14 protein-coding genes are annotated in these 23,118 nt (G+C 70.1%); 4 read left to right on the forward strand and 10 right to left on the reverse strand.

What is annotated here, in order from left to right; genetic code table 11:
- Window positions 1-179: 179 nt before the first annotated feature.
- From CQ393_RS03900 to CQ393_RS03920, 5 genes are all read right to left on the reverse strand, one after another.
- The gene (locus CQ393_RS03900) at window positions 180-953 is read right to left on the reverse strand and encodes a response regulator transcription factor (protein WP_153190319.1); all 774 of its coding nucleotides are present in this window, start codon (window positions 951-953) and stop codon (window positions 180-182) included.
- A gap of 243 nt (window positions 954-1,196) precedes the next feature.
- Complete coding sequence (locus tag CQ393_RS03905; protein WP_194269585.1) at window positions 1,197-1,901, reverse strand: response regulator transcription factor; 705 nt, start codon at window positions 1,899-1,901, stop codon at window positions 1,197-1,199.
- Window positions 1,902-2,123: 222 nt separating this feature from the next.
- Complete coding sequence (locus CQ393_RS03910) at window positions 2,124-4,268, reverse strand: S46 family peptidase (RefSeq protein ID WP_153190321.1); 2,145 nt, start codon at window positions 4,266-4,268, stop codon at window positions 2,124-2,126.
- Window positions 4,269-4,382: 114 nt separating this feature from the next.
- Window positions 4,383-8,162 (reverse strand): translocation/assembly module TamB domain-containing protein, encoded by a 3,780-nt coding sequence (locus CQ393_RS03915; RefSeq protein WP_153190455.1) that lies wholly within the window; start codon window positions 8,160-8,162, stop codon window positions 4,383-4,385.
- A gap of 92 nt (window positions 8,163-8,254) precedes the next feature.
- Window positions 8,255-10,039 carry an autotransporter assembly complex family protein gene (locus CQ393_RS03920; protein WP_153190322.1) on the reverse strand — a complete coding sequence of 595 codons (1,785 nt, stop codon included), beginning with the start codon at window positions 10,037-10,039 and terminating at the stop codon, window positions 8,255-8,257.
- Between the two features lie 201 nt (window positions 10,040-10,240).
- Between CQ393_RS03920 and CQ393_RS03925 the strand changes: the two genes are divergently transcribed.
- Window positions 10,241-13,015 (forward strand): TonB-dependent receptor, encoded by a 2,775-nt coding sequence (locus CQ393_RS03925; RefSeq protein WP_153190323.1) that lies wholly within the window; start codon window positions 10,241-10,243, stop codon window positions 13,013-13,015.
- A 48-nt stretch (window positions 13,016-13,063) separates the two neighbouring features.
- Here CQ393_RS03925 and CQ393_RS03930 read toward each other — a convergent pair whose 3' ends face one another.
- The 3 genes from CQ393_RS03930 to glyQ are packed head-to-tail and all read right to left on the reverse strand — an operon-like array spanning window position 13,064 to window position 17,706.
- Window positions 13,064-14,626: a sulfotransferase gene (locus CQ393_RS03930; protein ID WP_153190324.1), complete on the reverse strand. Its 1,563-nt coding sequence runs from the start codon at window positions 14,624-14,626 to the stop codon at window positions 13,064-13,066.
- Window positions 14,627-14,629: 3 nt separating this feature from the next.
- On the reverse strand, window positions 14,630-16,798 hold the full coding sequence (glyS, locus tag CQ393_RS03935) for a glycine--tRNA ligase subunit beta (RefSeq protein WP_153190325.1): 2,169 nt from the start codon (window positions 16,796-16,798) through the stop codon (window positions 14,630-14,632).
- Window positions 16,795-17,706 (reverse strand): glycine--tRNA ligase subunit alpha, encoded by a 912-nt coding sequence (gene glyQ, locus CQ393_RS03940; RefSeq protein ID WP_153190326.1) that lies wholly within the window; start codon window positions 17,704-17,706, stop codon window positions 16,795-16,797. The genes glyS and glyQ overlap by 4 nt, the downstream gene beginning before the upstream one ends.
- Before the next feature lie 121 nt (window positions 17,707-17,827).
- Here glyQ and CQ393_RS03945 point away from each other — a divergent pair, with 121 nt between their 5' ends.
- The 3 genes from CQ393_RS03945 (at window position 17,828) to CQ393_RS03955 (ending at window position 21,849) form a co-directional block, all read left to right on the forward strand.
- Window positions 17,828-19,597 (forward strand): GspE/PulE family protein, encoded by a 1,770-nt coding sequence (locus tag CQ393_RS03945; RefSeq protein ID WP_153190456.1) that lies wholly within the window; start codon window positions 17,828-17,830, stop codon window positions 19,595-19,597.
- Window positions 19,594-20,319, forward strand: coding sequence for a glutamine amidotransferase (locus CQ393_RS03950; RefSeq protein WP_153190327.1), 726 nt, complete (start codon window positions 19,594-19,596; stop codon window positions 20,317-20,319). Before CQ393_RS03945 ends, CQ393_RS03950 begins: the two co-directional genes overlap by 4 nt.
- 639 nt (window positions 20,320-20,958) lie before the next feature.
- Complete coding sequence (locus CQ393_RS03955) at window positions 20,959-21,849, forward strand: BPSS1780 family membrane protein (protein ID WP_153190328.1); 891 nt, start codon at window positions 20,959-20,961, stop codon at window positions 21,847-21,849.
- A gap of 72 nt (window positions 21,850-21,921) precedes the next feature.
- Here CQ393_RS03955 and tatC read toward each other — a convergent pair whose 3' ends face one another.
- The gene (gene tatC, locus CQ393_RS03960; RefSeq protein WP_153190329.1) at window positions 21,922-22,665 is read right to left on the reverse strand and encodes a twin-arginine translocase subunit TatC; all 744 of its coding nucleotides are present in this window, start codon (window positions 22,663-22,665) and stop codon (window positions 21,922-21,924) included.
- Complete coding sequence (gene tatB / locus CQ393_RS03965; RefSeq protein ID WP_343199503.1) at window positions 22,662-23,102, reverse strand: Sec-independent protein translocase protein TatB; 441 nt, start codon at window positions 23,100-23,102, stop codon at window positions 22,662-22,664. The genes tatC and tatB overlap by 4 nt, the downstream gene beginning before the upstream one ends.
- Between the last annotated feature and the right edge of the window lie 16 nt (window positions 23,103-23,118).

Raw genomic sequence — 23,118 nt, forward strand, 5'->3', positions numbered from 1 at the left:
GCCCTGCGGTGGTATCGGTGCATGCCGCCTGCGGCACGCGCGAAGTGCCTTTTCCGGGCATTCGGGCGGCATTCTCGACAGGCGCGGAGGCGTTGGCAGTACCAGTCGCTGCCGCTTCCTCACACTTCCTCACCGACAGGCCGGAAACCGGCGCGCATCGGCCAGCCGGCAAGGGCAGATCAGGACTGTGCGGATACCAGCAGGTACCCCGCGCCGCGCAGGGTACGTACCGGCAGGGTGAGGCCGGTGGCGGTGCGGACGCGCGTGCGCAGCCGGTGCACCAGCACTTCCAGCCGGTGCGGATCGAAGTCGCGGGGCGTGGGCGACAACGCGGCGATCAACCGCTCGCGGCCGAGGGGCGTGCCGGGCGCCGAGAACAGCTCCTGCAGCAGCACGCGTTCGGCCACCGTCAGGAGCAGCGAGCGGCCGTTCGGCGCCCACAGCTCCCAGCCACCGGCGCGCAGGCTCCAGTCCTCGCCGGCGTCTCGCCCCCCCGCGGCCGCGGGCTCGCGTGCCTGCGCAGGTGGGTCCGCGCGCCGCGAGGCCAGGCGTCGATGCAGGCTGTGCAGGGCGGCCACCAGCACCGGCAGTTCCAGCGGCTTGGTCAGGTAGAGATCGGCCCCCGCCGACAGGCCGTGCGCCATGTCCGCCGCGCTGCTGCGCCCGGTCACCAGCGCGATGCCCATGTCGTCGATGCGCCGCAGGTGGCTGGTCGCGCTCAATCCGTCTTCGCCGGGCAACACGATGTCGAGCACCACGATGTCGCAGCGGTCAACAGCCAGTTCGCGGTAGAGCGCTTCCACGCTGTCGATGCCGCGCACGACCGCGCCGTGCCGCTCGAGTTCGTCGACTACCAGCGCGCGCCACTCCGGATCGTCCTCGACGACCCATGTGCGCACCCCCTGCAGCTGGCGTCCCGCATCGGCCAGCGGCAGATCCTGTTTCGTTTCCAATGCCGGTCCCCGTGCCGCGCCGGCCGCCGATGCGGCCTCAACGTCCGGTGGGATTCTCGGCAGGAGCCGGCGAACCGGCAGTATCGAAAAATCTCTGTAGATCTCCGAACTTCACACCCTGCGCATCGTTACCGCACCGGATGGCGCGGTGAAGCCGAAAGCGGAGTCCGGAATAGGTTTCTCTCCAAGCCCCGCTGCCGACCGGCAAGAGACCGGAGACAAGGCGGCCCCCGCCAGCGCCCGTCAGGCGGCTGCGACCTGGTCGGATACCAGCATGTAGCCCATGCCCCGCAACGCGCGCACCGGGAGCATCGCGTCGGTGGCGTTGCGCACCCGGGCACGCAGGCGGTGCACCAGCACTTCCAGCCGGTGCGGATCGAAATCCCAGGGCTGGTCGGTGACCGCGGCGATCAGGCGTTCGCGGTCGACCGCCTCGCCGGGAACGGCGAACAGTTCGCGCAGGAAACCGCGCTCGGCCACGGTCAGGGTCAACGCCCTGCCGTTCGGGGCGAACAGGTCCCAGCCATCGGAACGCAGGCTCCACGCCGGGCTGGCTTCCATGGCGGAGGCCGGCACGGGCGCGGGCGCGTTGGCCGCAACCGACTGCGACATGCGCCGGTGCAGGCTGTGCAGGGCAGCGACCAGCACCGGCAGTTCCAGCGGCTTTGGCAGGTAGATGTCGGCGCCGAGCGAAAGCCCGTGCGCCATGTCGGCGGTGCCGCTGCGGCCGGTGACCAGCACGATGCCCATGCCGTCCATCCTGCGCAGGTGTCCGGTGGCGCTCAGCCCATCCTCGCCGGGCAGGCCGACGTCGAGCACCAGGATGTCGCAGCGGTCCACCGCCAGCTCGCGGTAGAGCGCTTCCACGCTGTCGATGCCGCGCACGGCGGCGCCGTGGTACTCGAGTTCGTCGACCACCATGCCGCGCCACTCGGGGTCGTCTTCCACGACCCATATCCTTATGCCATCCAGCCGGCACCCGACCTCGGCCGCCGGCAGTCCACGCTCCATCTCCATCAATGCTTCCCCAAGACCGGTCCCGCCCTGTTCGCACCGGCATTCTAGCCAGTGGCGCCGTCCGCCGCGCGACGGCGGACACGATCCGCCGGAACGAGGCGGGCCGTGGCGCATCCGCCACGGCCCGCGACATCCGGCCACCGCGCCCGGACGTTACTCCTGCGGCAGGCCCATTTCCGCCAGCAGCGCCGGCGCCGGGTAGACCTTGGCCAGCAGCCAGCGCAGGTAGCGCATGTCCACGTGCACGGCGCGCTTGTAGCGCGGGTCGAACCACCAGCTGGCGCTCACCGATTCCCAGTTGGAATCGAAGTTCAGGCCGATCAACTCGCCCTTGGCGTTGAGCACCGGCGAGCCGGAGTTGCCGCCGGTGGTGTCCAGGTTGGTCAGGAAGTTGACCGTCTGCGTCTTCAGCGCCGGGTCGGCGGTGCTGCCGAAATCGCCCTTGGCGATGGCCTCGAGCAGCGGCCTGGGCGCATCGAAGGGCACCGCGCCGGTGTTCTTCTCGACAATGCCGGCCACAGTGGTCACCGGCGAATAATTCACCGCATCGCGCGGGTGCAGCGCCTCCACCTTGCCATAGCTGATGCGCAGGGTGCCGTTGGCGTCCGGGTACACGGCACGGCCCTGCTTCGCCCGCCATGCGAACAACGCCTGCATGTAGGCCGGACGCAACCGCAGCTGCTCGCCGGCGCGTTCCTTGCTCTCGCGCTCGGCGCTCAGCTGCGCCATCACCAGCGCGGCGGCCACCGATACCAGCGGGTCGTTCTCGATGAAGGCGCCCTTGCGCGCGGCCTCGAAGCGCGACAGCCGCTGCGCTTCGTCGCCGAGCTTCGTGGCCGCGTACAGTTCGTCCAGCGCCTTGTGCAGCTGCTCCGGGGTGCGACCGAACAGGTTGTCGTAATGCGAGTCGCGCTGGCCGTCGGGCAGTTGCTGGTAGCGGGTGAGCAGCGCGGTGAGGATGGCCTTCTCTACCGCCGGGTCGTAGCGGCGCTGCACCTGCCTGAGCACGCCCTCGATCAGCGCCTGGTCGCGCTGCTGGTAACCGCTCTCGCGCTCGGCGTCGGGCTTGGCCGATTCCACGCGCAGCCGCTCCAGCAGCAGCGCCGAGCGCAGCAGCTGGGTCTGGCTGGACATCAACCCCACCAGCAGTTCGCGCTCGCCCGCCGCGCGCTCGGCCTCGAGCGAGGCGGACAGTGCGTCGATGTCGGCCTTGTACCTGGCATCGGTAGCGGCCAGCATCGCCTGCTCGTCCTGCGCGCGCTGGGTCTTGGCATCGCTGCGCAGCAGCCCTTCCAGCTCGCCGGCGGCGCGCTTGCGGTTGTTCTTCAGCGACTGCAGCTGCGAGGCGTAGCGGGTGCGCGCATCGGCGTTGCCCTTGCCCTGCGCCTCGATGACGTCGATCAGCTGCTGGAACACCTCCACCCGGCGCGGCAGCACCGCGTCGATCTGGTTGGCGAACTCGGCGGCGGTGCGCAGCCGGTAGGTGATGCCGGGGTAACCGGCGAGCATGGCGTAGTCGCCTTCCTTCGGGCCGTCCAGCGCCATCTTCAGGTGCGCCGGCGGCTGGTAGGGCACGTTGTCCTTGCTGTACGGCGCCGGCTTGCCGTCCTTGCCGACGTAGGCGCGCAGCAGGGTGAAGTCGCCCGAGTGGCGCGGCCACATGAAGTTGTCGATCTCGTCGCCGTAGTTTCCGATCGCACGCGGCGGCGCGTAGACCAGGCGGATGTCGGTCAGTTCCAGCTGGCGGATGCGGTAGAAATCGCTGCCGTAGTACATGTTGGCCACCGAACAGCGCACGCCGCCCTCGGCCTCGCAGTCGGCGACGATCCGCTTGCGCGCGTCCTCCACCGCATCGTAATAGGCGCGGCCGGTCTTGCCGCGCGCATCCTTCAGCACGTCGTCGGTGACCTTGTCGAAGCCCACCGTCACCAGCACCCGGTAATCCGGGTTGGCGGCGCGCTCGTCGGCGCGGCCCTGCGCGATGAAACCTTCATCGATGGTGTTGTGTTCCTTGCTGGCGTTGTACTGGATCACCCCGTAGGCGACGTGGTGATTGGTCAGCAGCAGGCCGTCGCCGGAAACGAACGCGCCGGTGCCGCCACCCACCCGCACCACCGCGCTCAGCGGCGGCGCGGTGACGTCGGCCAGCGCCGACGGATCGCCCTTGAAACCGGCTTCCTTCAGCGTCTTCGCCAGTCCAGGCAGCTGCGTGGGCATCCACATGCCCTCGTTGGCATTGGCGGCGGCAGCCAGGCTCATGCCCAGCGCCATGGCGGCGGCAAGCGGTTTGCGCTTCATCGAACGATCCCATCAGACAGAACAGCGGCCGACGGTAACGGCGCCGGCAGGCAGTGGCAACCACCGGCAGTCCCTGAGTCCGGGACATACGAGGTTGCCGGCCGCCGGCCGGCGCTATTTCTCCTTGCGCCAGTTAACCGAACCGCGGTTCTCCACCGTGCTGGACTCGACTTCGATGTCGAAGCCGCGGCGCAGCAGGTATTTCAGCGTGAGCACCGAGCCGCTGCCGATCAGCGATACGCCGTAGCCGACGTAGAGCTTGGGGGTGATGAACTTGCCCACGCCGAGCACAGCGCCGCCCAGCGCGCGCGACTGGCTGACGCCGGCGTCGTCCAGGCCGAGCTTGGCGCCGACCTGCGCGGCGAGCAGTCCGCTGCCGGCCGACAGCGCCGCCGAGGCGGCATTGACCTGCTGCGCCTGGTCGCTGCTGGCCATGCTCAGGCTGCGGCCGAGCACGAGGTAGGACAGCGCCTCGGACTGCGACATCGCCGGGTCCGACCACACGTCCACGCGCGGCTGCTGCGCGCGGCCGGTGACGACGATGCCGGCGGTGACCTCGCCGATGCCGCGCTGGGCGCGGATGTTGATGCGCGGGTCGGAGACGATGCCGTGGTTCCACAGCAGCTGGCCCTGGGTGATGGTCAGGTCCTGGCCGTAGGCCTTGTAGCGGCCGCTGACCTCCAGCCCGCCGTTGGCGGTCATCTCGCGGCCGGGACGCGCACGCACCTGCATCTTGCCGGTCAGCGCGCCTTTCAGGCCGAAGCCGCTCATCTTCACCTTGTCGCCGAGGCTCACCGCCAGGTCCATGTCCAGTGGCGAGGAACGCGATTCCTCCGGGTCGACCGGATCGAGCACCACCACGTCCTCGGAGACAGAGGTGCCGCGATCCAGCCGTTCCAGGTCGATCGCCGCCTCGGGCACGTGCACGCTGCCGCGCAGTTCCATGGCGGTGCCGGCCAGGGTGAAGTCGAGGTCGGGGTTGGCGACCACGCGCAGTTCGCTGGTGTTGGAGACCAGCACGTTGTCGCCGCCGATGTGCAGCTGCAGCGGCTGCGCGTCGCCGAACCAGGACAGCCCGCCCTGCACCTTCAACGCGCCTTCGCCGCCGGTCTTCACTTCCGCGGCGATGCGCGCCGAGCCGTCGGGCTGGGCGGTGAAGCTGCCCTTGCCCTCGCTCAGGGCCAGGCCCAGCGCCGGGAACTCGCCGGTGAAGTTGCTGAGCGTCGCCTCGCCGCCGAGCGAGGGCTGCGCGCGCGTGCCGCGCAGGCTGACGTGACCCTCGATGAGTCCCTGGGGCCGCACCAGGTCGGGCGAGAACAGCTCCAGCCAGTACAGCCGCGACATGTTCAGGTACAGCTCGCCGTCGAGCGCGGCGTTCGGTTCCCAGCCGGTGCGCATCTTGGCGTCGACGAAGCCGTCGCCCTGGAAGCCGACGCCCAGATAGCCGTTGATGCCGCCGGGCTGCATGTCCACGTTGACGGAGAAATGGTCGTAGCGCACCAGTTCGCCGCGGGCGTTGTCGCCTAGGCGGATGCCGCCTTCCAGCGAGGCGACCTTGAAGCTGCCTTCCCAGGCCTTGCCGCGCGGGCGTAGCTGGCCGTCGACGGTGAGTTCGCCGCGCAGGTACATGCGCCGGCCGGCATTGGGCGGCAACCACGGCTGCACCAGCGCCAGCGGCAGCGCGTCGCCGCGCAGGCGCACGCCTTCGCGCGGCCAGTCGGCATCCACGCACAGCGCGCCGCCGGTCTCCGATCCCAGGCAGGTGGCGCCCAAGGTGAACCGCGGGCCCTGCACGGCGAACGCCGCCGGCTGCCGCAGCTGCCAGGGCGCGCCCTTGACCGGCGTCATCCGCAGCGTCGCCAGTTCGCCGCGCCACGCCTGGCCGGCCTGGCGCACGCTGCCGGCCAGCGCCAGTGCGCCCAGGTCGTTGCGGGCCTCCGCGTCCACGCGCAGGTCCTGCAGGCTGCCACGCGCGTCCACGCGCAGGCGGTCGAGCAGCATGCCCGCCTCCACCGCGCTGGCCTGCAGCTGCAGGGAGCCGTTGTCGCCGCGCCACGGCAGGCGGCCATTGATGCTGACCTGCCCGGCCTTCCAGTCGTTCCACTGCAGGCCGTCGCCGCGCAGGTCGGCGCCGATGTCCGGCTGCGCCGGCGTACCCCGTACCTGCACGCTGCCGGCCAGGCTGCCGCTGGCGCCGGGCAGCAGGTCGGCCAGGTGCAGCGGCTGCAGCGTCGCGTCCACGTCCAGGCGGTCGCCGACCTTGCCCCTGGCCTCGATATGGCTGCCACCCAGCACCAGGCGCACGTCGCCCTCGCCCTGGGTGCCGTGCAGGGCCACCTTGGCGCGCGCATCCACGCTGCGGCCGCGCAGGCGGCCGCGCAACTGCGGTACGTCGAGCGTGGCGTCCAGGCGCAGGTCGTCGGTGCCGGCGGGCGAGGGCAGCTGCGTGCCGGTCGAGGCCAGCGTGCCGGACAGGTTGCCCTCCCAGCCCGGCAGGAAATAGCCGGGATCGAAGCCGGCCAGCGTCGCATCCACGTCCCACGACAGCGCCGGTTCCCACGCCGCCGATCCGGCGAGATCGAGCGAACCGCCGGGCGTGGTCGCCTTGAGCTTCTCGATGCGCGCCTGCCGGTCGCTGCCGCGCACGTCGAAATCGAGGCTGGCATCCTGCGCGTCGCGCGCCACCTCGGCCTTGCCGACCGCCGCCCAGTTCTTCAGGCTGCCGGCCACGCCCAGGCGCGCCTCCTTCAGGTGCATCGGCACCGGTGTGGTGTCCGGTGCGGTCGGGTCGGGCGCTGGCGTCCAGGTCAGCTGGTTGGCCACCACCGCGAAGCGGAAACCCGGATTCCGGGTGTCGCTGAAATCAGCGCTGCCCTGCAGGCGCACGCTGCCGCCGAAGGCCTCGGCCACCAGCGGCGAGACGGTCAGCACCTGGTTGTCGATGGCGACGTTGGATGGCGCCAGCACCAGTTCCTGGTCGCCCTGGCGCACGCGGCCCTGCAGGCGTGCGTTGCCGCCGCGGCCGCGCGCGGTGAAGTCCAGCGCCAGCGGCGCGGGCGCCTGCGCCAGGTACTGCGCCGGCACGAGCTGGCCCAGGTCCAGTTCCTCGCTGCGCGCGGCCACGTTCCACACCGGGTCGGTGCGGCCGTCGAGCACCAGGCTGGCATGCAGCGGCCTGGGCGCATAACCGGCCAGCGCGACTTCCATGTGCGCCAGGTCGCCACGCGCGACCAGCCCCAGCCGCGCCCGCGGCTGGCCCGGCCGCGCCGGCATAAGCGCGCGCACGGTGAGGTCGGTGCGGTAGTCCTCGCGCGGCAGGTAGTGGCCGTCGATGCGGAAATCGCCGAGGTTGCCGGCGACCTTGAGCTGGGTGGCACGGAACTCGCCGTTGGCGGCCTCGATGCCGCCGCGGATGCGGGTGATGTCGATCGGCGGCGCGTCCTGCTGGACGATGCGCAGGCCGTCGACCTCGATGGTGTCGGCCTGCAGCGCCAGCGGCAGTTCGATCGCCGGCAATACGTCGGGCCAGCGCCGCAGCTCGAACGGCTTGTCCTCCGGCGGCCCCAGTTCCAGCTGCGCGTCGCTGATCCGCAGCAGGTCCAGGCGCAGCTTGCGCCCCAGCAGCGGGCGGATGTCCGGGTCCAGGTAGGCCTGCGCGGCGCTGAAGTGGATGTCGCCGTAACGGAAATCCAGGTCGTGCAGCACCAGCGGCCCGGCCAGCGGGCCTTCGACCCTGCTCCAGGTCAGCGACGAATCGGCTGGCAGCCGCGCCACCACCTGCGCCAGCAGTACGTCGCGGCCGGCCACGGTCTGCAGCAGCCAGTACAGCGCCAGCACGGCCAGCACCACCAGCACGCCGATGCCGATGCCGCTGCGGATCGCCAGCGTGCGCATGCGCGCCCGGCGGCGCGCGCGCAGTTCGGCGATGCGCGCTTCGCGTTCCTCGGGCGTCAGGTCGGCGGACGCGGCGGGGGCGGGGCGGCGGCTCACAGGTCGGCTCCGATGTTCAGGTACAGCTGGAACTGCGAGTCGGGATGGTTCAGGCCATGGGCGATGTCGATGCGCACCGGGCCCACCGGCGATTTCCAGCGCACGCCGAAGCCGACGCCGGTATGCAGGTCGATGCTGTTGTCGAAGGCGCTGCCGGTGTCCACGAACACCGCCGCGCCCCATGGGCCGCCGCCGAAGTAGTGCTCGTACTCGGCCGAGCCCACCACCAGGTGCTTGGCGCCGAGCGCGTATTTGTCCGGCGGCGGCGTGCGCGGCCCGACCTCGCGCCAGGCGTAGCCGCGGATCGAGCGGTCGCCGCCGGCGAAGTAGCGCAGGCTCGGCGGCATCGCCACCAGGTCGCTGGTCCAGGTGGTGCCGGCCTGCCCGCGCAGGATCAGCCGGTCGCTGTCGCCCAGCGGCATGTACCAGCGCAGCGTGGCGTCGGCCTGGACGAAGCTGGTGTCCGAACCAACGCCTTCGATGCCGCCGCGCAGCGTGGCGTTGCCGCTGAAACCGCGGCGCGGGAACGCCCTGTCATCCACGTCCAGGTAGTCGGCGGTCAGCTGCGGATACACCAGCGTGGAGTACTGGTAGACCGCGTCGGTGAACTGGTCGCCGGAACTGTAGCGCCAGCGCTCGCGCAGTGCGTTGACCGAGGCGATCGCGGTCCAGTGCTGGTTGATCTCGCCGCTGCGGCTGCCGATCAGCTTGAAGTTGCGCATGTCGATGTAGCGCGTCTGCTCGTCGTAGGCGCTGGCGGCGAAGGTGTACCAGCCATCGAGCCAGCGGAACGCCGGGATGCGGTAGCTGGTGATCAGGCTCTTGCGCTTCTGCGCGTAGTCCAGCTGCGTGTTGAGCTTGTGGCCGCGGCTGTTGACGTAGCGCCGCTCCACGCCGCCGCGCACGCCCGCGCCGCTCTCGCTGCCGTAGCTCAGGCCGGCGGTGTAGATGGTGCGCTTGGCCAGGGTGAGGCTGACGTCCACCGGCACCTCGCCGTCGCCATAGGCGTCCTCCGGGTGCGGCTGGATGTCGATGGTGCTGAAGTAGTCCAGCTTGGTCAGCGATTCGCGCAGGCGGTCGAGCTTGCCCTCGTGCCAGTAGCTGCCCTCTTCCCAGTACACCAGCGGGTCGAACAGGCCCGGGCGGAAATAGTCCTGGTTGAAGGTGATGCGGCCCATGTTGTAGCGGCGGCCGCTGTCCCAGCTCAGGAAGATGTCGGCCGCGTCCTCGGCGCGGGTCACCTCGACCTTGCGCTGGGTGAAATCGGCATCGAAGTAGCCGCGCTCGGACAGGCGCCGGGTGATGACGACCTTGCTGGCCTCGTAGGTGCTGTGGTCGAACGGCTCGCCCTCGCGCGGCTGGAAATCCTCCAGGTCCTGCTGCAGGTAGCGGTCGCGCGCGGCCGGGCCGGTGATGACCACCTCCGACTGGCGCACCCGCACCGGTTGGCCCTTCTCCACCTGGATCACCACCCGTACCGTGTCGCCGTCACGCGGGGCCTCCACGCTGATGGTCGGGTTGTAGTAGCCGAACGGCTCCAGCGCCTGCCGGGTCTGCCGCTCGGCCTGCGACAGCAGGTACTCCAGCCGCGATTCGCCCTGCACCTTGCCGATCGCGTCGTACAGCGACAGCGAAACCTCGATGTTCTCGATGATGGCGGCATCGTCGCCCTTGTCCAGCCCCTTGATCTGGACCTTCTCGATCGTGCCGCGGGCATGGGCGAAGGGAACGGCGGCGAACGTGGCCAGAAAAAGGAGAAATGCGAGGTTCTTGGGCAGCATCGCGACAGCATACCGGGCGCTCGTGAAGGCCGGAATCATCACGGCGGTTTCACCCGGACGGTTAAATTATCGTGAACGCATCCAGCCCCTCCGGTCATGCATGCGTCGTTGCGGCAGGGCCGCGAACGAATCCGCTCCTGGAAGAGCGTCCGGTCCGACTGGGTTCCGTCGTCCACCCGCCGCGAGCCAGGAATCCATCCCATGAAACGCCAGTTGCTGAGCGCCGCCATCTGCGCGGCCATCACCGCCTATTCCCCGCTGTCCTTCGCCCAGTCCGAGGACGCCGGCGCCAGGAAGAACGTAGAGACCCTCGACCGCATCACCGTGACCGGCTCGCTGATCCCGCAGGTCCAGGTTGAGACCGCCACGCCGATCACTTCGATCACCGCCCAGGACATCCAGAAGCAGGGCTTCAAGGACGTGTACGAGGTGCTGCGCTCGCAGCCGCTGGCCACCGGCGCCGTGCAGGACAGCCAGTTTTCCGGCGGCTTCACCCCCGGCGCCAAGCCGATCAGCCTGCTCGGCCTGGACCCGGGCTTCACCCTGGTGCTGATCGACGGCCGCCCCATGGCCGACTACCCGCTGCTCTACAACGGCCAGAGCAATTTCGTCGACCTGGCCAGCATCCCCACCGCGATGGTCGAGCGCATCGACATCGCACCCGGCAACCAGTCGTCCATCTACGGCTCCAGCGCCATCGCCGGCGTGGTCAACATCATCCTGAAGAAGCAGCTGGACGGCACCCAGATGAGCTTCCGCATGGGCAGCTACGACGGCGGCGGCGGCGGCAACCAGCGCTTCCAGCTGACCAGCGGCCGCAGCTGGGACACGCTGGACCTGACCGCCGGCCTGCAACTGAGCAACCAGGACCCGATCTACGGCTTCAACCGCAAGGACTTCGATTCCACCAACGACAACCCCGATGTCGCCGCCCGCTACGGCAGCCGCACGTTCGTGCACAACGGCAGCAGCGGCGCCTACATCGACCCCGGCGAGGCGGCCTGCGCGCCGCTGGCCGGCCTGTTCGGCGGCACCACCATGTACGACACCCGCCCCGGCCGCGGCAACTACTGCGGCAGCCGCTACGAGCCGGGGTATTCGACCATCCTCAACAAGGAGCGCAGCGCGTCGGGCTACGCCAACCTGAACTACGCGCTCAACGACAGCACCGATGTCTACGCCACCGTGCTGCTCAACCGCACCAAGAACGAGAGCAACTCCGGATCGCGCTTCTGGCAGCCCTCGATCGACACCAGCGGCTACATCTTCAACAACCTCACCGGCGACCTGGAGAGTTACCAGCGCATCTTCTCGCCCGAGGAGACCGGCGACCGCGACTTCAACAACGAACGCCAGACCGCCGATTCCTACAACGTCGCGGTGGGCATCAAGGGCTTGGTGGGCCAGTCCAACTGGGACTACAACGCCTACTACGCGCGCTCGGAGTACCACATCGACAGTCGCCAGTGGTGGCCGCTGAAGGACAGGATGGAGGACTTCTTCCGCGAGCATTTCCTCGGGCCACAGCTGGGCGACTATTACGGCTACCCGATCTACGAGCCCGACGACGCCGGCTTCTACCAGCCGCTGACGCCCGAGCAGTACCGCAGCTTCCAGGGCGAGATCCGCACCAAGTCCAAGACCTGGACGCAGAACGTCAACCTGCAGTTCACCAATACCTCGCTGTTCTCGCTGCCGGCCGGCGACGTCGGCTTCGCCGGCGTGCTGCAGGCCGGCCAGCAGTCCTGGAGCAACCCCACCGACCCGCGCGTGGTCGGCGACGAGTTCTGGGGCCTGAGCGGCACCCAGGGATCGGGCAAGCGCGACAACTGGGCCGCGGCGGTGGAACTGCGCGTGCCGATCTTCAGCCTGCTCACCGCCAGCCTGTCCGGGCGCTACGACGACTACAAGAACAAGGGCGGCGGCAGCGATTCGCGCGCGACGTGGAAGGGAGCGCTGGAGTTCCGCCCGCTGGATTCGCTGCTGTTCCGCGCCAACTACGCCACCGCGTTCAAGTCGCCGGACATGGCCTACGTGTTCGCCGGCGACAGCGGTTTCTACACCTTCGTGCCCGACTACTACCGCTGCGCCACCGAAGAGCCCGGCGTGCCGATCAGCCAGTGCTCCTACAACGACGAACAGGTGCGCGGCTCGCGTGCGGGCAACCCCGACCTGAAGTCGATCACCGCCAAGTCGTGGGGCGGCGGCGTGGTGTGGTCGCCCAGCGCGCGCTTCACGGTCAGCGCCGACTACTACCGCATCAAGATCGACAACAAGGTCGCCGACCTCGACCTGGACATGCTGCTGCGCAACGAGTCGGCCTGCCGCCAGGGCCAGCTGGACGCCGGCTCGCCCACCTGCGTCGATGCCCTGCAGCGCATCGGCCGCGCCGGCGCCAATGCACCGCAGCCGAACCAGATCAACACGGTGGCGGTGAACCCGATCAACGTCGCCAAGGAGGACGTCAGCGGCATCACCGCCAACATGGACTACCGCTGGGCCACCGATGCGTGGGGCAGCTTCATGCTGGGCGCGCGCTACAACGTCACCCTCAAGCACGAGAGCCAGCAGTACCCGGAGGACCCGGTGATCGACCTGCTGCGCGACCCCTACTACTCCTCGGAGTTCAAGAACATCTTCAGCGCCACCCTGGGCTGGCAGATGGGCGACTGGACCACCACCCTGTACGGCATCCGCTACGGGCGCACGCCGAACTTCGCCGCGCAGGACAGCACCGAGGGATACGCGGCCGACGACGCCGGCAAGGTCAAGGCGTGGACCACCTTCAACCTGACCCTGGACTACGCGGTGACCGACGACGTCTCGCTGAGCCTGACCGCCAACAACCTGACCGGCGAACGGCCGCCGCGCGACCGCACCTACACCAGCTATCCGTACTACAACATCTTCAACTACAACGGCTACGGCCGCTCCTACATGCTGGAAGTGAACTGGCGTTTCGGGCGCAACCCGTAGCCCGCGCGGCCAGGGGAGGGAACGGGGGCGGCCACGGCCGCCCCTGTTTCATCCGGCCGCCTGCAGGCGTTCGCGCAGCGGTGCGAGCCGTTCGGCGTAGCGCCGCCATTCCTCGACATTGCGCGCGTGCACCGGCTCGCGTACCTGCACGCTGCTCAGGGTCGCCGTGGCCGCGGCGTTGCGGGTCAGGTCGCTGGCGCCTTGCTCGGGCGCCAGGCCGCAGCGGCGCAGCACCTGCCCCAGCGCCGCCTCGGGGTCGCGCACCATCGCTTCGTAGTCGATCTCGAGCACCCGCCCGGGCAGGTGCCGCTGCCAGGCGCGCATCAGTTCCGCATAGGCGTGGTGGTGCGCGGCAAGGGCATCGACGTCGTAGCTGTAGCCGTAGGAGTCGCCGAACATCGCCCGGTAGTTGGAGAAGCACACCGCCATCGGGTCGCGCCGGACATGCACGATCAGCGCCTGCGGCAGCGCGCGGGCGATGGGCCCGGCCAGCAGGTAGTTGGGCGGCAGCTTGTCGATGAAGCGGCGTTGCCCCTGCAGCCGCCAGCGCACCTGGCGTAGATAGCCCTGGCCGATGCTCCGGTAGTCCAGCGACGCCAGCGCCCGCAGCAGCGGCGGATCCAGCAGCGCGCGTCCGGCCTGGTCGGCGGCCCAGCGCAGCTGCTGGGCGAAATCGCCCAGTTCGCCGGCCGACGCCACCTGCGAATGGTTGCCGAGCATGCGCTCCAGCACCGTGGTGCCCGAGCGCGGCATGCCGACGATGAAGAGCGGCTGCGCGCCGCCGTCGTCCTCGACGCCGTCGGCCGCGGCGAAGGCCCCGTCCGCCGCCAGCCGCGCCATGGCGGCGTGCTGGGCCTGGTCGGCCAGCCGGTCGTGGCGCAGCCGCCGCCACATCGTTGCATTGCCCTGGCGCAGCGCGTCCCAGGCGCCGTCCAGGTCGCCGAGGTCCTCCAGTTCCTTGTACAGCGCGAACCACAGCGCCGCGCCGTCCTCGCTGTCGGCGCCGGCGGCCTGCAGCTGCCGGCGCAGCGCGTCGACATGGTGGTCGCCGGCCTCCCAGCGGCGCAGGCGCGCACGCGTCAGCGCGGCGCGGCCATGGCCGGGGCGCAGTTCCAGGCAGCGCGCCAGCGCCTGCCCAGCCGCATCCAGTTCGCCGTTGAACTGCAGCTGCACGCCGAGGAAGTAGTGGAAATCGGCGTTGTCGAACCCGGCCGCCGCGGCGCGCCGCATCAGCCGCAGCGCATCGGCATGCAGGCCCAGCGACTGCAGCACGTGGGCCAGCGCCGCCAGGGTGGACGCCTCATCGCAGCGCGCCACGCAGGCCTGGCGCATCAGCGTCGCCACGCCTTCGCTGTCGCCCACCCGCAGCAACGCCTGCGCCACCCGCAGCAACAGCGCCGGATCGTCGTATTCCTGCGCCGCGGCCTGCTGCAGCTGCTGCACGGCTTCGCGCAGACGCCCCTGCGCCAGCACCGTGCCGGCCAGCATCACCCGCGCGTAGGCATGCGCGGGGTGCCGTTCCAGCACCGCCAGCAGGTGCCGGCGCGCCTCCGGCATGTCGCGCCGGGCCAGGGCGGCCTGCGCGGACTGCCAGGAGGCGGCCGCGTCCATGCCTCAGCCGGACAGATGCTCGATCGCGGCGACGCTGCCCAGGCGGTCGCCCAGGGTGCGCAGCAGCGCGAGGCGATTGCCGCGCAGGGCCGGGTCCTCGGCGTTGACCATGACGCCGTCGAAGAACGCATCGACCTGCGGACGCAGGCGCGCGAGGCGGCCCAGCACGCTGACGTAGTCCTTCTGCGCCAGCGCCGCGCCGGTGTCGTCGATGGCCGCGGCCACGGCCTCGGCCAGCTCGCTCTCGGCCGGCTCGCGCAGCAGCGCCGGATCGATGGCGCCCGGGATGTCGCCTTCGGTCTTGCGCAGGATGTTGCGGATGCGCTTGTTGGCCGCCGCCAGCGCCTCAGCCTCCGGCAGCTGGGCGAAGGTGCCGATGGCGTCGATACGGCGGTCGAAGTCGTACAGCGAGGCCGGCGTCAGTTCGGCCACGGCGTTGAAGTGGGTGGCGGGCACGCCCTTGTCGGCGTAGTAGCCGCGCAGGCGGTCGATGATGAAGTCGTAGAGTTCCGTATGCTGGGTCGCTGCGAGCGAACGAGCATTGGCATGCGATGCCGGGACTTCTATGCCCTTGCTCTTCGCCTCATCGCTGGCGCGTGACTTTTCTCTCAGCGCAACCTCGGACATAGAAAGCATCACGCCCTCACCCGCCGTATGCAGCAGCGCCGGCAGATCCAGGTCGAAACCCGACTCGATGATCGTGCGCGCCAACCCCAGCGCATTGCGGCGCAGCGCGAACGGATCCTTGTTGCCGGTCGGCTTGAGGCCCGCGGCGAAACCACCCGCCAGCGTGTCCAGGCGTTCGGCGATCGCCAGCACCTTGCCCAGCGGCGACAGCGCGATGTCGTCGGCCGCGAAGCGCGGCTGGTAGGCCTCGTCGATGGCCAGCGCGACGGCGGGCGATTCGCCGCCGGCCACGGCGTAGTGGCGGCCGGCGATACCCTGCAGCTCGGGGAACTCGCCCACCATGCGCGACTGCAGGTCGTTCTTGGCCAGTTCGGCGGCGCGCCTGGCCTGCGCCGGGTCGGCACCGACCTGCGGCGCGATGGCCTGCGCCAGCGCGCTGACGCGCTGCACCTTGTCGGCGATGCTGCCCAGCCTGGCCTGGTAGGTGACGGTCTTCAGTCCGTCGCCCATCGCCGCCAGGCCCTGCTTGAGGTCCTCGTCGAAGAAGAACTTGGCATCACTGAAACGCGGGCGGATCACGCGCTCGTAGCCCTTGGCGACTTCTGCCACGTCTTTCGATTCGATGTTGGCGATGCCGATGAACTTCTCGGTGAGCTTGCCCGCCGCATCCAGCACCGGGAAGAACTTCTGGTTGATCTCCATCGTCTCGATCAGCGCTTCCTGCGGCACCGCCAGGAACTCGCGCTCGAAGCCGCACAGCACCGCCGACGGCCATTCGACCAGGTTGACCACCTGCTCCAGGTTGTCGTCGGTGATGCGCGCCACGCCACCGGCCTGCGCGGCGGCGGCGTTGACCTCGTGCACGATGCGCTCGCGGCGCGCGTCCGGGTCGACCAGCACGTTGGCGGCCTTCAGCGAATCGACATAGTCGTTCGGGGTGCTCAGCCATACCTGCTTGTCGGCCATGAAGCGGTGGCCGCGGCTGAAGCGGTCGGACTTCAGGCCGAGCAGCCCGGCATCGACCACGTCGTTGCCGTGCAGCAGCACCAGCCAGTGCACCGGGCGGGCGAAAGCGTACTCGTGCGCGCCCCAGCGCATCGGCTTGGGGATCGGCATCGCGGCGATGGCCTCGCGCACGATCTCCGGCAGCAGCGTGGCGGTCTTCGCGCCCGGGGTCACCGAACGCAGCACGAAACGCTCGCCCTTGGCGTCGGTGGTGCGCTCCAGCGCGGTCCAGTCGATGCCGGCCTTGGCGGCGAAGCCCTGCAGCGCCTTGGTCGGCTCGCCGTTGGCGTCCAGCGCGATGTTGAGATACGGGCCGAACACTTCCGAGTGCTGCTCGGGCTGTTCGGTTTCCACGCCCGGCAGCAGCACGGCCAGGCGGCGCGGGGTGGACAGCGGCTTGGCGTCGTCGCGCTCGAAGGCGATGCCGCGCTTGGCCAGCCCGTCGATTACGCCATCGAAGAACGCCTGCGCCAGGCCCGGCAGCGCCTTGACCGGCAGCTCTTCCACGCCCAGTTCGATCAGCAGCGGCTGCATGCTCATGCCTGCACCTCCTTGGCGGCCACCGCTTCCAGGCGCTTGGCCTCGTACAGCCTGGCCACCGCCTGCGCCAGCGCGCGCACGCGCAGGATGTAGCGCTGGCGCTCGGTCACCGAAATGGCGCGGCGGGCGTCGAGCAGATTGAACGAATGCGAAGCCTTGCAGACCTGCTCATAGGCCGGCAGCGGCAGGCCGGCCTCGACCAGCTTCTGCGCTTCCTTCTCGCAGGCGTCGAAGCGGTGGAACATCTCCTCCACGTCGGCATGCTCGAAGTTGTAGGTGCTCTGCTCCACCTCGTTCTGGTGGTAGACGTCGCCGTAGCTGACCGGGGTGCCGTCCGGGCCGTAGGTCCACACCAGGTCGTAGACGTTGTCGCAGTTCTGCAGGTACATGCACAGCCGCTCCAGGCCGTAGGTGATCTCGCCCAGCACCGGGCGGCACTCCAGGCCGCCGGCCTGCTGGAAGTAGGTGAACTGGGTGACTTCCATGCCGTTGAGCCAGACTTCCCAGCCCAGGCCCCAGGCGCCGAGGGTCGGCGATTCCCAGTTGTCCTCGACGAAGCGCAGGTCGTGCACCAGCGGATCGATGCCCAGCGCCTTGAGCGAATCCAGGTACAGCTGCTGGATGTTGTCCGGGCTGGGCTTCATCGCCACCTGGTACTGGTAGTAGCGCTGCAGGCGGTTGGGGTTCTCGCCGTAGCGGCCGTCGGTGGGACGGCGGCTGGGCTGCACGTAGGCGGCGTTCCAGCTTTCCGGGCCGATCGAGCGCAGGAAGGTGGCCGGGTGGAAGGTGCCGGCGCCCACTTCCAGGTCCAGCGGCTGGATCAGCACGCAGCCCTGCTTCGCCCAGTAGTCGTTGAGGGTCTGGATCAGGCCCTGGAAAGTGATCGGAACGGTGGGAGTCGCGGACATGCTGCCTGGGCCGTACGGATGGGTGCGCTAGTATAGCGAGCGACCGCGCGGCGGCCGCGCCAGCAAGGAGTTTCAGGTGGAACAGCAGGCCGCGCAGAGCCCTCCGACCCCGCCGCCGCCGATGGCCATCGCCCCCGGCCGGCTGCAGTTTTCCAATATCGCCGCCGCCCTGCTCGGCGACGGCCTGGTGGCCGCGCACGACCAGGAGCGCATCCGTTTCTCGGCGCAGGGCGCGCGCAACGCCAGCGAGGTGCACCCGCTGGTGCTGCTGGCCAACCTCAAGCTGGCCGCCGCGCCGCCGGCGTCCGGCGAGCTCGGGCTGGAACGGCTGACCGAATGGCTGGCCGCCCGCACGGGCGTCCGCCACCTGCGCATCGACCCGACCCGGGTGGACGTGGCCAATGCCACCGCCGTGGTCTCGCATGCCTATGCGCGGCGCCATCGCATCCTGCCGCTGGCGATGGACGGCGAACGCGTGCTGGTGGCCACCAGCGAGCCGATGGCACGCGACTGGATACCCGACCTGCAGCACCTGACCCGGCGCCGGATCGAGATCGTGCTGGTCAACCCGCTGGACCTGCACCGCTATTCGATGGAGTTCTTCGGCGTCACCCGCTCGGTGCGGGGCGCCCGCGGCGACGCGCGCAGCGACGGCGGCAGCCTGCCCAGCTTCGAGCAGCTGGTGGAACTGGGCCGCGCCGGCGACGTCAACGCCGACGACCACCATGTGGTCAGCATCGTCGACTGGCTGCTGCAGTACGCCTACGAGCAGCGCGCCAGCGACATCCACCTGGAACCGCGCCGCGACATGGGCCGGGTGCGGTTCCGCATCGACGGCGTGCTGCACAAGGTGTTCGAGCTGCCGCCGGCGGTGATGACCGCCGTGGTCAGCCGCATCAAGGTGCTCGGGCGCATGGACCTGGCCGAGCGCCGGCGGCCGCAGGACGGCCGCATCAAGACCCGCTCGCCGGGCGGGCGCGAGGTCGAGATGCGCCTGTCGACCATGCCCACCGCGTTCGGCGAGAAGTGCGTGATGCGCATCTTCGACCCGGACGCGGCGTTCAAGAGCATCGAGCAGCTCGGCTTCAGCCCGGAGGAAGCGGCCGGCTGGAACGAACTGGTGTCGCGCCCGCACGGCATCGTGCTGGTCACCGGCCCCACCGGTTCGGGCAAGACCACCACCCTGTATTCCACGCTCAAGCGGCTGGCCACGCCGGACGTGAACGTGTGCACGGTGGAGGACCCGATCGAGATGATCGCGCCGGAGTTCAACCAGATGCAGGTGCAGGCCAACATCGACCTGGACTTCGCCAGCGGCGTGCGCACCCTGCTGCGGCAGGATCCGGACATCATCATGATCGGCGAGATCCGCGACCTGGAGACCGCGCAGATGGCGGTGCAGGCGGCGCTGACCGGCCACCTGGTGCTGTCCACCCTGCACACCAACGACGCGCCCTCGGCCATCACCCGCCTGCTCGACCTGGGCATCCCGCACTACCTGATCGCCTCCACCGTCAACGGCGTGCTGGCGCAGCGGCTGGTGCGCACCCTGTGCCCGCACTGCAAGCGCGCCGACGTGCTCGACGACGAGGAATGGGCGCCGCTGCGTGATGGCGATGAGGCATTACCTGATGCCATCCACGCCTGTGCGCCGGTCGGTTGCCTGGAGTGCCGGCGCACCGGCTACATGGGCCGGATCGGCCTGTATGAGCTGCTGCCATTGGCTCCGCGGCTGCGCGCGCTGATCGCGCGCGACATGGATCTGGCCGGTTTCAGCCGCGCCGCACGCGCCGAAGGGCTGCGAACCCTGCGCCGCACCGGGCTTGAAAAGGTGGCGCAGGGGCTGACTACAATCGAGGAAGTCCTTTCAGTACTGCCTCCCGCGGAATGAAGTCCCAGCCGTTCCTGATCGTCGAAACCGGGCAACCGTTCCCGACCCTGCGCCGCTACGGCCGTTTCCCGCACTGGATCCGCGTCGCCGCGGGGCTGGAGGAAGCCGAGACCGTGGTGGTCAACGTCGAGCGCGGCGAACGCCTGCCCGAACGCCACGGCTTCGCCGCCACGATCGTCACCGGCTCGGCCGCCTTCGTCACCGACCGCGCCGACTGGAGCGAACGCAGCGCCGACTGGCTGCGCGAAGCCGCCCACGGCGGCATGCCGCTGCTGGGCATCTGCTACGGCCACCAGCTGCTGGCGCACGCGCTGGGCGGGCAGGTGGACTACAACCCGGCCGGCCGTGAATCCGGCACGATCCGCCTGGAGCTGGCCGAACCCGCCGCCACCGATCCGCTGTTCGCCGGCCTGCCGGCCAGTTTCCCGGCCCACGCCACCCACCTGCAGACCGTGCTGCGCGCGCCGGAAGGCGCCACCGTGCTGGCGCGCTCGGTGCAGGACAACTGCCACGCCTTCCGCTGGGGGGAGCGGGCCTGGGGCCTGCAGTTCCACCCCGAATTCGCCACCCATCACATGCGCGGCTACGTGCGCGCCCGCGCCGACTGCATCGCCCGCCACGGCGGCTGCGCCCGCAGCCTGGCCCGCGACGTCAGCGCCGCCCCCCTGGCCCGCCAGCTGCTGCGCCGCTTCGTGCGGCACGTGCGGCGCGAGGTGCATTGAGGGCGGTAGCCGGGCATCCCGCCGACGCGCTGCTGGAACGGCCCTGATCCATCGCCTGCGATGTTGTCGCGACGTTGCCGATACGGCCCGCGTGGCCGGTTGGCCGGGCTCAACATGACGGGGGCGTCGGGATCGAAGTCGCTGCCGGCGGGCAGCTGCGGCGCCGATCTTCGCCAGCCTTCCGCCTGTCGCCGACATCCCGCTTGCCGGTCATGTGCGGTCTACCGGGTTGCGTCGCGTTGAACAGGGCACTGGCTGCTTGAACAGGGCACTGGCTGCAAGCGGCTCTGCGCCGGCCGCGCGCCGGTTCGGATTCGCATCGCCGGGCCTAAGACTGCGACCGGTGCGTGTTCCTGCCCACAGGGCCTCGCCGCGCGGGGTACCGGCCGGCGGCGTCGCGACGACCCGGCTGGCGCTTCCCCGGTGGATCGAAGGCCGGCCACGACTGCCAGCACGATCCTTGCCGGGTACCGCCGGCCGGGGACGCCACGCGGGTGCCCGGCAAGGCGGCAGCCCGAAACAGTCTCCCCGCGCCACCGCCGCACCGTTACTTGTTCCTCATAAATCCGGACGGGGTTTCGGGCGATAATCCGCCCAGCGCCGGCCTGTCGCCGGCGCCCTCCCCTTTTCGGAACTGCAATGGGCGATATTCGCAAGGTGCCGGCCTCCGCCGGCGCGGAATGGCTGCTGGTCGGCTTCGGCCTGCTCAAGCGCGCGCCGCTGGCGCTGGGCTCGCTGGGCATCCTGTGGGGCGTAGGCACCTCGCTGGTGCTGTCGCTGTCCCTGCTGGTGCCGGCGCTGGGCACGCTGGTGCAGTTGCTGCTGCTGCTGGCCGGCCCGCTGTTCATGGGCGGCCTGCTGTGGGCCGTGCGCGAAGTCGACCAGAACCGCCAGGCGCGCCCGTCGCACCTGCTCGAAGGCGTGCGCGAAGGCCGCGCGCCGCACCTGCTGGTGGCCCTGCTGCCGCAGCTGGTGGCCGCGCTGGTGCTGGGCACGCTGCTGCTGGTGCTGGTCGGCACCGACGGCCTGCAGCGGTTGTCCGAGGTGATGCTGCGCCTCAACGAACTGAGCCAGTCCGGCGCGCAGCCGGACCCGGCGCAGATCGAGGCGCTGGTGGCGACGCTGCCGGCCGGCCGCATCCTGCTGTGGCTGCTGCTGATGCTGGCCGCCTTCGCCGCGCTCACCCTGGCGCTGTTCGTGATGCCGCCGCAGGTGATGTTCCAGCGCGTCGGCGGCTGGCACGCACTGCGCCGCAGCCTGCGTTCGAGCCTGCGCAACCTGCCGGCGATGCTGGTGTTCTTCGTGCTGGCCTTCATCGCCATCTTCGCGATCTATTTCGCGGTGATGATCCTGGCGGTCATCGTCGGCCTGATCGCCGGTCAGACCGTGGCCATGGCGGTGGCGCAGCTGCTGCTGATGGCGGTGCTGATGCCGGTGTTCGCCGGCGCGGTGTACGCGGCCTGGAAGCAGATGCTCGGCCCGGCCGGCGCGGTGCCGCCGGCGCTCGACACGCACGTCTTCGAAGCCTGAGTCGTCCCGCGGGCGGCAGAAGCCGCCCCGCGCAGGTAACTACCGGAAAACCCCGGGCTGGGCAGGTCCCGCCTACGGCTCCGATACCGCCTGCTTGCGCGGCATCAGCCAGCGCGCGGCGTGGATGCCCAGTTCGTAGAGCACGCACATCGGGATCGCCAGCATCAGCTGCGAGACCACGTCCGGCGGGGTCAGCACCGCCGCCAGCACGAAGATGCCGACGATGGCGTAGCCGCGCCCCTCGCGCAGCTGCTGTGGCGTCACCCAGCCCAGCAGCACCAGGATCACCATCGCCACCGGCAGCTCGAAGCTGGCGCCGAAGGCGAAGAAGATCGCCAGCACGAAATCCAGGTAGGCGCTGGCGTCCGGGGTGATCGCGATGACGTCCGGGCGGAAGGTGGTCAGGAAATGGAACACCGCCGGCAGCACCAGGAAATAGGCGAACGCGCAGCCGATGTAGAACAGCGCCACGGCCGATCCCAGCAGCGGCAGGGCCAGGCGCTTCTCGCGCGCATACAGGCCCGGCGCCACGAACGCCCAGGCCTGGTACAGCAGCCAGGGCACGGCGATGAACACGGCAGTGAAGAAGGTCAGCTTGAGCGGTGCGAAGAACGCGCCGGCCGGATTGGTCGCGATCATCGACTGCCCGGCGGGCAGCTGCGAGATCAGCGGGGTGGCGAGGTGGCTGTACAGGGCGCGCGAGAACGGCAGCAGCGCCAGCAGCACCACGCCCAGTCCGAGCAGGCCGCGCACCAGCCGCGCGCGCAGTTCGATCAGGTGTTCGATCAGCGGGCTCTCGGAGAACTCGTCGCTCATGGCGCGCGCTCCCGCTGTTCCGGCGGCCCGGCTATCTCCGTCGTTGCCTGCGCGTCCGCTTCATGCGCCCCGGCGACGGGCGCCGGCAGGGAGCCGGCCTGAGCGTCCTTGGCGGCATCGACGGCAGGCTGCGCGGATGCGGCGGGCGCATCGACCTCGCGACGCAGCGCGTCGACTTCGCCGTGCAGCTGCGTGGCGCCTTCCTGCAGTCCGCGTTCGGCCTGCTGCACCGACTGGCGCACGCTGCGCAGGTTGCGCTGGAGCTCCTCGGCCTGCAGCTCGCGCTCCAGTTCCTGCTTGACCGAATCCCACTGGTTGCGCGCACGGCGCACCCACAGCCCGGCAAAGCGCGCCGCCTTGGGCAGCCGTTCCGGGCCCAGCACCACCAGCGCCACCACCGCGATCAGCAGCAGTTCGCCAAAGCCGATATCGAACACGCCTGGAACCTTCGGT

Origin of the sequence: Stenotrophomonas sp. MYb238 (assembly GCF_009496535.1) — a bacterium.
Lineage (GTDB): Bacteria > Pseudomonadota > Gammaproteobacteria > Xanthomonadales > Xanthomonadaceae > Stenotrophomonas.